Here is an 11,563-nt window from a genome sequence, read left to right as displayed (position 1 = left end):
ACGGCGGCGGCCCCGGCCCCCACCCCCACGCACCTCCCCTCTTTCTGCCCCCCCCCCCCCAGCGCGGGCTCCCCGGGCCGGGGCCGGCCGCGGCCGGCGCCCGCATGGCGTCGGCCGCGGCCAACCCGCGTGTCAGTGGCGATGGACGGGCCAGTGCGGGTCGGTGCAGCGGGCCTGGCCGGTGAGCCCGAGGAACCGTATGCGGTGCGGGAGTTCCCCGGACGAGCCGCAGGAACGGCGCCGGGCCGGGGCATGGCGGACGAGCCAGGACGTCAGCCCGGTGCGCATCTCCTCCCCGTTGTCCCAGGCGCAAAGGTGAGTTCGTCACCGAGCAGGTCGTACTCCCACTCCGCCACCGCCTCGGCCGGGTGCCGGTCTGCGACATGACCGGTCGGCACCTCCCACGTGCGCAGCCACGGGGCCACGGGGCCGCGGTGCCCGTCGCCTCGGCGCAGAGAACGACGACCTCGTGCGCGGTTGACGGCAGGACCGGGGGCGACGAGCGTGTACGTTCACCAGGCCCGCAGGAACTCCCGCACCGCCGCGACCTGATGAGCGGGCCACTCCTGCCAACGGCCGAGTGCGAAGGAACGGCCCGCCTCGTGCAGGCCGAAGAGGGCGTCGGCGCGGCCGTCGACGAGAGCAGTGGCGAACTGGGGCAGGATCCGGCGGAGCAGGGACGGGCGGTCGCTCCAGTCGGTGGCCCGCCAGGTGCGCCGGAGGAGGTCGGGGTCCAGCGGCCGGTCCGGCGACCTGAGCGGCGCGAGCCCCTCCGCGCTGCCCCAGCGGCAGTCACAGTTGCGCTCGTCGGGGTGGGCGGTCGTGCCCCGGAAGGTGGCCGCGAGGCCGTCCAGCGCCGCGTCGAGGCGCAGCCGTGGGTTCGTCATGGACGTGGACTTCCGAGGACTCCGGAAGCACCCGGCCGCCGAAGACCGCCAACTCACCCTACGTCCTCTCGTTCACCCTGTCCGGGAGCAGACAGGCGATGAGGGCGGCGGTGTCGTCGTGCAGATCGTCCTGGCCGTAGTCGAGCAGGTCGCCGTGGAGCCGGTCCAGGAACTCCCCGGGCCGGAGCGGCTCCCAGGAGCGGACGCGCTCGACGAGCGGATAGAAGGAGCCGTCGGGCGCCCGGGTCTCGGTGATCCCGTCCGTGTACAGCAGCAGCTGGTCGCCGGGGCGGAAGGCGTACACGTCGACGCGGTAGGGGTCCCCGACCAGCACGCCGAGGTTCAGGGGCGGACCGGACCGGCCGGTGTCCAGCTCACGCACCTCGCCCGGCCGGATGAGCAGGGGCGGCGGATGTCCGCAGTTGACGACGCGGACGACCCGCTCGTCGGCGGGGATCTCCGCGAAGACGGCGGTGACGAACCGTTCGGCGACCTCGCTTCCCGCGAGCTGTTCGGCCCTGCGCGCCATGCTGGTCTCCACCCGGGCCGCCAGGGCGGGGAGGCCGGGTTCGTCGTGCGCGGCCTCGCGGAACGCGCCGAGCAGGGCGGCGGCCGTCTCCACCGCGAGGAGTCCCTTGCCGCGGACGTCGCCGATGAGCAGGCGGACCCCGTGCGCGGTCGGCACCGCCTCGAAGAGGTCACCGCCGACTCGGGCCTCCGCCGCGGCGGAGAGGTAGAAGCTCTCCAGTACGAGGTCGCCGATCCGGTGCGGAACCGGTTTGAGCAGCACGCACTGTGCGATCTCGGCCACGAACCGCACATCGGCCAGGGTGCGCTCCCGGTGGATCCGGTGGGCGGCCACGAACGTGCCGAGAGTACCCACCAGCGCCGTACAGATGTACGCGGCCACGTAGTGCCGGTCCAGCAGGTAGCCGACGTCACGGCCCGCACAGCAGGGGGTGCCGGCCAGGATCCCCTGTAAGGCGATGGCGAACACGGTGGCGAGGGCCACGACGCCGGGGCCGTGGGCGAAGGCGGCCACCAGGGGCAGCGCGATCAGCACGAAGCTCACCGGCCACTGCACTGGCGTCACGGGCTCGAGCAGCAGGACGACCACGACGTAGTGGACCGGGAGCCAGCGCAGCCAGGCGGGCTCGGGCGATGGTCCTTGGCCGTCGCCGCTGCCCACCCGGGAGTCGGTACGGTCCGACCGACGCAGCCTGTACACACCGAACTCCCGGACAAGATCGCAGCAAGGGTTCCAGCCTGCTGCGCCCGGCCACGGCCCACCGGCGATTGCTCCCGTCACCGGCATGTCCGCCGCCGTGCGGCGGACCGCCATACGGGTGATCTCTGGCGCGCCGCAGGCCGTGCTGTGGCCGGGGAACACGGGGTCGTCGAGTGCCGGGGGCCTCTCCTGGGACCGGTTCGGAGTGGCACCCTCACGACCGCCGAACGAGACTGAAGCCCACGGTTCGTGATCAGGAAAGAAAGCACGATCCTTTCGTAACGTCCTCCAGGAGGTCCGATGGTGGAGCAGTCCTCCGAGGTCGACATATCCGGACCGGACGCATCGGTCGTCGACAGACTCGCCGAAGTGCTTGCTGACGTCACCTGCGTAGAACGTGTTCCGGTCGACAGTCATTTCTTCGACGACCTCGGCGCAAATTCGTTGGTCATGGCCCAGTTCTGTGCTCGGGTCAGAAAAATTCCGGACCTGCCGTCCGCGTCCATGAAGGACATTTACCGGAACCCGACGATTCAGAGCCTCGCCACGGCTCTCGCGGAGACGGACCCCGGGCCCGCCACCGCATTGATCCCCTCGAACACGTCGACCCAGCCGGCCGTACCCACGCCGGTGACGTCGCCGAGCCGCCTGGCCTATGTTCTTTGCGGAACCGCCCAGTTGCTGTCCTTCCTCGGCTACTCCCTGGTCTTCGGAGTGGTCACCGCGCGCGGCTACGAGTGGATCGCGAACGGTTCGGGCCCGGTCCACATCTATCTGCGATCGCTGGCCTTCGGCGGTCTCGGATTCCTGGCCATGTGCCTGTTCCCGGTGCTCGCGAAGTGGATTCTCATCGGCCGCTGGAAACCCCGGGAATTCCCGGTCTGGGGCCTGACCTATCTACGGTTCTGGCTCGTCAAGGTACTGCTCCACGGCAATCCGATGGTCTTCTTCGTCGGAAACCCGCTGTACGTGCTGTATCTCCGGGCGCTCGGCGCGCGCGTCGGAAAGGGAGTCACCATTCTCTCCCGCACCGTCCCGGTCTGCACCGACCTGCTCACCATCGGTGCCGGCACGGTGATCCGGAAGGACTCGTTCTTCCTGGGCTACCGGGCCCACGCGGGCCGTATCCAGACCGGCAGGATCACACTCGGCCGTGATGTGTTCGTCGGCGAGAAGACGGTCCTCGACATCGACACGTCGATGGGCGACGCGGCGCAGCTCGGTCACTCGTCCGCCCTGCACCGCGGTCAGACGGTCCCGGACGGTGCGCGCTGGCACGGATCCCCCGCGGAGCCCACCGAGGTCGACCACGTGCGGGTCGCTCCGGCGAAGTGCGGCACCCCGCGCCGGACCTGGTTCGGCCTGGTCACCCTGGTCCAGTTGTTCCTCGTCTACCTTCCGCTGACCGTCGGCGGGCTGTACATGCTGTTCAGCGTGGTTCCGGCGCTTGGGTCACGACTGGGACCGGACTCGGCCGGCATCACGACGGAGACGCTGATCAGCGACGCGCTGGTGCTGTCCCTGGCGCTGTTCCTCGGCTTCGTGGTCCTGGGCCTCGTCGCGCTGTTCACCCTTCCGCGGCTGCTGGCCCTGCTCGTCAAGCCCGACAGGGTCTACCCCCTCTACGGATTCCACTACGCGCTGCACCGGGCGACGGCCCGCATGACGAACGTCAGGTTCTTCGCCTGGCTCTTCGGCGACAGCTCCTACATCGTGTACTACCTCCGTGGCCTCGGATACGACCTGTCCAAAGTCGAGCAGACGGGTTCGAACTTCGGCACCGAGGTGCAGCACGAGACGCCTTTCCTGGCTTCCGTGGGCAGCGGAACCATGGTGGCCGACGGGCTCTCCATCGCCAACGCGGAATTCTCCAGCACGTCCTTCCGCCTGTCCCGGGCGTCCATCGGTCCGCACAACTTCCTCGGCAACAACATCGTCTACCCGGCCGGCGGCAGAACGGGCGACAACTGCCTCCTGGCGACCAAGGTCCTCATCCCCCTCGACGGTGAGGTCCGGGAAGGCGTGGGACTGCTCGGATCGCCCTGCTTCGAGATCCCCCGGTCGGTGGAGCGCGACACCCGGTTCGACGACCTCAGGACCGGAGACTCACTGCGCCGCCGTCTCGCCGCGAAGAACCGCTACAACCTCCGCTCGATGGCCGTCATGCTCTTCGTACGGTGGCTGTACACCTTCGCTCTCACACTGTTCGCCCTGCAGTCCGTCGAGGTGTACGGATGGCTCGGACACGTCGTGATCGCCGGATACCTGGCCTGCACGCTCGCGTTCTCCGTCCTCTACTACGTGCTGCTCGAGCGCTGCATCACGAGGTTCCGCGCGCTGCGACCCAAACTGTGCTCCATCTACGACCCGTACTTCTGGTGGCACGAGCGCCTGTGGAAGGTTCCGGACCGGCACCTCAACATCTTCAACGGCACGCCCTTCAAGAGCCTGATCTGGCGGCTGATCGGTGTGCGCATCGGCAGCAGGGTGTTCGACGACGGCTGCTACATGACGGAGCGGACACTGACCACGATCGGCGACGGGTGCACCCTCAACGCCGGAAGCAAGATCCAGTGCCATTCGCAGGAGGACGGCACGTTCAAGTCCGAGGTCAGCACACTCGGTGCCGGCTGCACGCTGGGCGTCGGTGCTCATGTGCACTACGGCGTGACGATGGGGGACGGCGCCGTGCTGGCGGTCGATTCCTTCCTCATGAAGGGCGAGGAAGTCCCCTCGAACGCGCGGTGGGGCGGAAACCCGGCCGTGGACATGCCCGATGCCTCCGACGAGTTCTCCGGCATCGGCTCCGCAATCACCCGGCCCGCGCCCAACGGCGCCGCCGCGACCGTGAGTTGAGGAAGGCCATTCGATGGGAGCGCTCGTGGAAGCGGACCGGGAGTACTGGAGCCGTGTGCTGACCGCCGGAGGTTTCACCGCGGTGCCTCGGTGGGCCGGGCAGCCGGTGCCGGGAGTGGCCGAGTACGAGGCGACGGTCCCCGGCGACCTGGCGGAAGCGGTCGGCGAGCTGGCGCGGACGTCGGGGGTGCCGCTCGGCGCGGTGCTGCTCGCGGCCCACGCCAAGGTGCTGGCCGCCTTGTCCGGTGAGCAGGAGGTGGTGACGGGCTACGCCGCCGGGGCGCCGGGCGGGCCGCTGCCGTGCCGGCTGACCGTGACCCCCGGACCGTGGCGCGCCCTGCTGTCGCAGGCCCGGCACGTCGAGGCCGAGCTGCTTGCCCACCGGGACTTCCCGCTGCAGGAGCTGCGCCGGGAGCTCGGCGTGACCGAGCCGTCGTACGAGGTCGTCCTCGACCCGACGGGGACCGGGGACGGGCCCGCCGAAGACGCCGTGCTGGCGGTGGGCTGGTGCGACGGCGACGGAAGCCCGTCGATGCGCCTGCGGTACCGCACCCAGGCGCTGGACGCCGACTGCGCGGCCCGGATCGCCGGCTACCACCTGACCGCGCTGCGGTTGATGACGGCCGACGCGGACGCCGATCACGCGCGGCAGAGCCTGCTGTCGGCCGACGAGGTGCGCGAGCAGCTCGAAGGTCTTGCCGGACCCCACAGGACCCTCCCCGAGGGGCGGGTGCACGAACTGTTCGAGCAGCGCGTCCGCGCGCATCCGGAGGCGGTGGCGGCCGTCCACGGCGAGCGCCGGTGGACGTACGCGCAACTCAACGCGCGCGCCAACCGGCTGGCGCGGGCGCTGCTGGCGCGGGGACTGGGCCGGGAAGACATCGTCGCGGTGGTCACCGAGCGCAACCTCGACTGGCTCGCCGCCGTCCTGGCGGTGTTCAAGGCCGGAGGCGTGTATCTGCCGATCGAGCCGCACTTCCCGCCCGGCCGTATCACCGCCACACTGTCGCGAGCCGGATGCCGGCTGGTGCTGACCGAGCCCGGCAGCACCGAGACCCTCGACCAGGCCCTCGCCACCCTGCCGGGAGTCGACAAGCTGCTCATCGAGTCGGCCGCCGCCGAACAGCACGCCGACGGCGACCTCGGGGTGTCGGTCGACCCCGGCCAACTGGCCTACATCTACTTCACCTCCGGCTCCACCGGCGAGCCGAAGGGCGCGATGTGCGAGCACGCGGGCATGCTCAACCACCTCTATGCCAAGATCGACGACCTGGGCATCGACCAGGACCGGGTGGTGGCGCAGACGGCACCGCAGTGCTTCGACATCTCGCTGTGGCAGCTGGTCTCCGCACTGCTGGTCGGCGGCCGGACGCTGCTGGTCGAGCAAGAGTCGATCGTGGACGTGGAGCGGTTCCTCGACACACTCGTCCGCGGCCGGGCCGGTGTCGTGCAGCTCGTGCCCTCCTACCTGGAAGTGGTGGTGTCGTACCTCGAGCGGCACCCCCGGGAACTGCCCGACCTGCGCTGCGTGTCGGTGACCGGCGAGGCGCTGAAGCGGGAACTGGTCCAGCGCTGGTTCGCCATCCGGCCCGGCGTCAAGCTCGTCAACGCCTACGGGCTCACCGAGACCTCGGACGACACCAACCACGAGGTCATGGAAGAGGTGCCCGAACGCGTCTTGCTGGGGCGCGCGGTCAACAACGTACGCGTCCACGTCGTCGACGAGCAGCTGTCACTGGTGCCGCTGGGTGCCCCGGGGCTGATCGCGTTCTCCGGTGTGTGCGTGGGACGCGGGTACGTCAACGACCCCGAGCGGACCCGGGAGGCGTACCGGGAGGATCCGTACCGGCCGGGGGAGCGGCTCTACCTGGGCGGTGACTGGGGACGCTGGCACCCGCACGGCAAGCTGGAGTTCCTCGGCCGCCGGGACAACCAGGTCAAGATCCGTGGCTTCCGGATCGAGATCGGCGAGATCGAGAACACCCTGCTGCGGGTCGACGGGGTGCGAGACGGTGCCGTGGTCATCGCGGAGCGCGCCGACCAGAGCAAGCACCTGATCGCCTACTACACCGGCCGACGCCTGGAGACGGACGCACTGCGCGAGGCTCTGGGCGCCCAACTGCCCTCCTACATGGTCCCCTCGGCCTTCCACTGGCGGCCCGGTCTGCCGCTGACCGCCAACGGCAAGACCGACCGGAAGGCCCTGACCGCACTGGCCGAACAGCAGACAGCGGCCGAGCGGAGCGATGTCACCCCGGAGTCCCGCCGCGTCCCGCTCACCCCGACCGAGCGGAAGCTGGCGGCCGCCTGGGCCGAACTGCTCGGAGTTCCCGAGGACCGCATCGGCCGCGCGGACCACTTCTTCGATTCCGGCGGCACCTCACTGTCGGCGGTGAAACTCACCATCGCCCTGGACCGCGCGGTCTCCCTCAAGGACATCACCCGGAACCCGGTGCTCGCCGACCTGGCCGCGCTCGTCGACGGCAGCGCCCGGCAGCGCCCAGGACTGCTCCAGCCGCTGACGGAAACGGCCGGCACACCGGAGTGCGCCCTGGTCTGCTTCCCCTACGCGGGCGGAAACGCGGTCAACTACCAGCCGATGGCCACCGCACTGGCCGGCAGCGGGACCGCGGTCTACGCCGTGGAGCTGCCGGGCCACGACCTGGCCGCCCACACCGAGCCGTTCGCGCCGATCTCCCAGGTGACGGAGCAGGTCGTCGCCGAGATCACCGCCCTCGGCCCGACCAGGGTCATGCTGTGGGGCCACTCCTCGGGCACCGCGGCCGCCCTGGAGACCGCCGGCAGGCTGCGGGAGCGCGGGATCGAAGTCTCCCGGGTCTTCCTCTGCGCACAGCTGCTGGGCACCGCCACGGACCGCCGTGCCGCCGTCACGGAACTGGAAGCCCGGAGCGACGCGGAGATCGCCACCGGACTCACCGCGGAGAGCGGCTACACCGAACTCGGGGAACTGAACGCACCGCACGCCGAACACATCGGAGCCGCCTACCGGCACGACTGCGTGTGCGCACACCGCTACTTCGCCGACGCCCTGGAGGCTCCGCCGGCGGTGAGGCTCCCGGCACCGGTCACCGTGGTCGTCGCCGCCGACGACCCGAACACGACCGGGCACCTGGACCGGTACCGCGACTGGCAGCTCCTGGCCGAGCACGTGGACCTCCACGAACTTGCCGACGGAGGCCACTACTTCCTGCGCACCCGTCCGTCCGAAGCCGCGCAGGTCGTCCTCGGCGCCACCGAACGACTGGCCCCCTCCTGAACCTCCGGAGCCTCCGGAAGGGCAACCGAAGGGAAACCGATATGCCGTCCTCACCCCTGGCATCACGGCTCGACCTCGAGCTGAAGCCGGACCGACCGCCCATCCTGCGCGTCGACACCCCCGACGACGCGGCGAGTTGGGCGAGCGAGCACCGCGACGCGCTGCGCGCCCAGGTCACCGAACACGGCGCCGTGCTCGTGCGCGGTCTGGAACTGCGCGAGGTGGACCAGGTCGGTGCCGTCTTCGCCGGGCTGTCCGGCGGCCTGATGACGGAGCGAGAGGCCTTCGCCACCCGTGAGAGCTACGGGCAGGGGCTGTACTCGTCCTCCACGTGGCCGACCAACCAGCCGATGTGCATGCACCACGAACTCAGCTACACGGTCGAGGTCCCCGGTCTGATGCTGTTCGCGTGCCTGACCGCGCCCGGCGAGGGCGGGGCCACGGCCGTGGCCGACGCGGAACAGGTGCTCCAGGCGCTGCCCACCGCCCTGACCGACCGGTTCGAGCGGGAGGGCTGGCTGCTCACCCGCAGTTACAACGACGAGATCGGTGCCTCCCTCGAGGAGTCCTTCGGCACCGACGACCACGCCGCCGTCGAACGCTACTGCCGCGCCAACGACATCGACTTCACCTGGCAGCCCGACGGCTCACTGCGCACCCGCCAGCGCCGCGGCGCCGTGGTACGCCACCCGGTCACCGGCCGGCGCTGCTGGTTCAACCAGATCGCCTTCCTCAACCAGTGGACGCTGGCCCCGGAGGTGCGCGAGTACCTGGTGGACGTCTACGGCGAGGACGGACTGCCGTTCAACACCCGGTTCGGCGACGGCACCCCGATCGGGGAGGACGTCGTCCAGCTCCTCAACTCCACCTACGAGGAGCTCACCCGACGCGAGCCCTGGCAGGCCGGTGACCTGATGCTCGTCGACAACATCCGCACCGCACACAGCAGAGAGGCCTACACGGGCGAACGTCGGGTGCTGGTCGCCATGGCCGAGCCCTGCCGCCCGGCCGATCTCTCCCCGACCCCGGAGGCAAGCCAGCGATGACCAACCTGTTGTCCACCGCCACCCAGCGCGACGCATCGCATCCGCCCTCGGCACCGACGTTCTCGGTGATCTCCGGCGCGCAGGTGCAGCAGGCCCTCGCCGGGCGCGAGAAGGCGATCGTGGAGCTCGTCGAGTCCACCTACCGGCTGCACGGCGCCGGGGACTCGGTCAACCCTCCGTCGTACTTCCTGCGTTTCCCCGACCGCCCCACGTCGCGCATCATCGCCCTGCCGGCCTCCATCGGCGGAGCGGACCACGTGGACGGCCTGAAGTGGATCTCCAGTTTCCCGGCCAATGTGTCGGCGGGCCTGCCCCGCGCCTCCGCCGTCCTCATCCTCAACGACCACGACACCGGCTACCCGTTCGCCTGCCTGGAGAGCTCCATCATCAGCGCGACCAGGACCGCGGCGTCCGCCGCGCTGGCGGCCGACTGGCTCAGCCGGAACCGGCCCCGCCCCAGCCGTGTCGGATTCTTCGGCACGGGACTGATCGCCCGCTACATCCACACCTTCCTGGCGGGCACCGGGTGGACGTTCGACACGATCGGCGTCCACGACGTGTCGCCCGACAGCGCCGCCGGGTTCTCCGGCTACCTGCGACAGGCCGGGACCACCGCACGGGTCGACGTCCACGACAGCGCCGAGGAGCTGATCCGTTCCAGCGACCTGGTGGTCTTCGCCACCGTCGCCGGTGAACCGCACGTCACCGACCCCGGCTGGTTCACACACCACCCGCTGGTCCTGCACGTGTCCCTGCGCGACCTCGCCCCGGAGATCCTGCTCGCCTCGACCAACATCGTCGATGACGTCGAGCACTGTCTGAAGGCCGACACCTCACCCCATCTGGCCGAGCAGCTCACGGGCAACCGCGACTTCCTGCACGGCACCCTCGACGACATCATGACCGGACGGCGGATCCCGCCGGCCGACCGGTCAGTGATCTTCTCCCCCTTCGGACTCGGCGTGCTCGACCTCGCGGTCGGCAAGTACGTCTACGACGAAGTGGCCCGGGCGGGGCAGCTCCGACTCATCGACGACTTCTTCCACGACCTGCGCCGCTACGGCTGAAGCCGCAGACTTCGGCCCTGGCACCAGGAGGCCCACCGTGCCCGTCATATCCGCCCCGTACGCCTTCAACGAAGGCGGGCTCTACGTCGACCTCGAGTCGATCTTCGGGCTCCCTCTCTATCTGAAGTGCGAGGGCTTCAACTTCGCCGGCTCCATCAAGTTGAAGGCCGCCAACGAGATGGTGGAGAGCGCCGAGCGTGAGGGAGTCCTGAACGAGGACTCGATACTCGTCGAGTCCTCGTCGGGGAACCTGGGAGTGGCGCTCAGCATGATCGCCGCGAGCAAGGGTTACCGGTTCCTGTGCGTCACGGACTCCCGTTGCAACCTCTCGACCAGACTGCTGATGGAGGCTCTGGGCAGCGAGGTGCACATCGTGTCCGACCTGGACTCCAACGGCGGCTTCCTCGGCAAGCGGATCGACTACGTCCGCGGGCTGTGCGAATCCGACAGCCGGTATGTGTGGCTCAGTCAGTACACCAACGCCGGCAACTGGCGTGCGCACTTCCGCACGACGGCACCCGAGATCGCCACCCAGTTCCCGCAGCTCGACGTGCTGTTCGTCGGGGCGGGCACCACCGGCACCCTGATGGGCTGCGCGCGCTACTTCCGGCAGTGGCACCGTCCGGTGCGGATCGTCGCCGTGGACAGCGTCGGCTCGGTCGCCTTCGGCGGCGAGCCGGGCCGCCGGATGATTCCGGGCCTGGGCATGAGCATGCGCCCGCCGCTGCTGGACGAGTCCTATGTGGACGAGGTGATGCGGGTCGAGGAGGCCGACACCATCCGCACCTGCCACCGCCTGGCCAGACGCGGCTACCTGTTCGGCGGCTCCACGGGAACCGTGGTCAGCGGCGCCATGGACTGGCTCACCCGGCACGACGCGCGTGACGTCACCGCCGTGGCCATCGCGCCGGACCTCGGCGAGCGCTACCTCGACACCATCTACCAGGTCAACTGGCTGCAGGATCTGTACGGGGACCACATCCTCGACTCCGAGCCGCTGACCGCGGCTCCCCGCAAGGCCAAGCCGCTTCCGGGGGAGTCGGTCCGCCGACGCAGAAGATAGCGCGCCGACCGCCGCCCGGCGGCCCCTCCCCGGGCCCCCGAAGCGGTCGACGCGCCATCACCCCCGTGGCCCGGGGGGTCGTGGTCACGTTCCCCCCCCGGGGACATGCCGTGGTGATACCCACAGCGGGGCGGGTCGG

Annotated in this window: 8 protein-coding genes; 5 read left to right on the top strand and 3 right to left on the bottom strand. The window is 70.1% G+C overall.

Going from position 1 to position 11,563, the window contains the following annotated elements; genetic code table 11:
- Positions 1-132 precede the first annotated feature (132 nt).
- The 3 genes from ACFW2E_RS22240 to ACFW2E_RS22230 all read right to left on the bottom strand — a co-directional run bounded on the left by ACFW2E_RS22240 (position 133) and on the right by ACFW2E_RS22230 (position 2,115).
- A complete protein-coding gene (locus tag ACFW2E_RS22240) occupies positions 133-288 on the bottom strand; it encodes a hypothetical protein (protein WP_384468806.1) in 156 nt (51 codons plus the stop codon).
- Positions 289-512: 224 nt separating this feature from the next.
- The gene (locus ACFW2E_RS22235) at positions 513-887 is read right to left on the bottom strand and encodes a hypothetical protein (RefSeq protein WP_384468805.1); all 375 of its coding nucleotides are present in this window, start codon (positions 885-887) and stop codon (positions 513-515) included.
- Positions 888-945: 58 nt separating this feature from the next.
- Positions 946-2,115, bottom strand: coding sequence for a PP2C family protein-serine/threonine phosphatase (locus ACFW2E_RS22230; protein ID WP_384468804.1), 1,170 nt, complete (start codon positions 2,113-2,115; stop codon positions 946-948).
- 300 nt (positions 2,116-2,415) lie between these two features.
- Between ACFW2E_RS22230 and ACFW2E_RS22225 the strand changes: the two genes are divergently transcribed.
- Genes ACFW2E_RS22225 through sbnA form a run of 5 tightly spaced genes read left to right on the top strand, consistent with a single transcriptional unit; the run spans position 2,416 to position 11,424 of the window.
- A complete protein-coding gene (locus ACFW2E_RS22225) occupies positions 2,416-4,971 on the top strand; it encodes a Pls/PosA family non-ribosomal peptide synthetase (protein WP_384468803.1) in 2,556 nt (851 codons plus the stop codon).
- A gap of 13 nt (positions 4,972-4,984) precedes the next feature.
- Positions 4,985-8,248 (top strand): amino acid adenylation domain-containing protein, encoded by a 3,264-nt coding sequence (locus tag ACFW2E_RS22220; protein ID WP_384468802.1) that lies wholly within the window; start codon positions 4,985-4,987, stop codon positions 8,246-8,248.
- 41 nt (positions 8,249-8,289) lie between these two features.
- Positions 8,290-9,294 (top strand): TauD/TfdA family dioxygenase, encoded by a 1,005-nt coding sequence (locus ACFW2E_RS22215; RefSeq protein ID WP_384468801.1) that lies wholly within the window; start codon positions 8,290-8,292, stop codon positions 9,292-9,294.
- The gene (sbnB, locus tag ACFW2E_RS22210) at positions 9,291-10,361 is read left to right on the top strand and encodes a 2,3-diaminopropionate biosynthesis protein SbnB (RefSeq protein WP_384468800.1); all 1,071 of its coding nucleotides are present in this window, start codon (positions 9,291-9,293) and stop codon (positions 10,359-10,361) included. Before ACFW2E_RS22215 ends, sbnB begins: the two co-directional genes overlap by 4 nt.
- 37 nt (positions 10,362-10,398) lie before the next feature.
- Positions 10,399-11,424, top strand: coding sequence for a 2,3-diaminopropionate biosynthesis protein SbnA (gene sbnA, locus ACFW2E_RS22205; RefSeq protein ID WP_384468799.1), 1,026 nt, complete (start codon positions 10,399-10,401; stop codon positions 11,422-11,424).
- Positions 11,425-11,563 lie beyond the last annotated feature (139 nt).

The sequence above is a fragment of the Streptomyces sp. NPDC058964 genome (genome assembly GCF_042741275.1).
Taxonomy (GTDB): Bacteria; Actinomycetota; Actinomycetes; order Streptomycetales; family Streptomycetaceae; genus Streptomyces.
The sequence above is the reverse complement of the archived record's forward strand: the minus strand, read 5'-3'. Positions and strand labels throughout refer to the sequence as shown.